Raw genomic sequence first — 253 nt, 5'->3', positions numbered from 1 at the left:
CGGCGGCGAGAACGGCCTGCGCGGCTTTACCGTCGACCGCATCAGCCTGTTCGGCCTTCAGGTCAACTTTCTCGACCCGGTCAACAAATACTACGTGCTGATGGCGTTCGCGGCGCTGGCGATGTGGTTCCAGTCGCGCATCCTGAACTCGCCGTTCGGGGCCGTCATCGAGGCGATCCGCGAAAACGAGCAACGCGCGCGGGCCTGCGGCTACGACGTCGAGCGCAGCAAGCTGGTCGTGTTCATGCTGTCG

1 protein-coding gene is annotated in these 253 nt (G+C 64.4%); it reads left to right on the top strand.

Annotated features, from left to right (window positions below; genetic code table 11):
• Nucleotides 1–253, top strand: a 253-nt coding sequence (locus tag AABA86_RS34140; protein WP_445083438.1) for an ABC transporter permease subunit, incomplete at both ends; no start/stop codon positions are given.

This window comes from Bradyrhizobium sp. TM233 (genome assembly GCF_036247965.1).
GTDB classification, from domain to species: domain Bacteria; phylum Pseudomonadota; class Alphaproteobacteria; order Rhizobiales; family Xanthobacteraceae; genus Bradyrhizobium; species Bradyrhizobium ottawaense.
The sequence above is the reverse complement of the archived record's forward strand: the minus strand, read 5'-3'. Positions and strand labels throughout refer to the sequence as shown.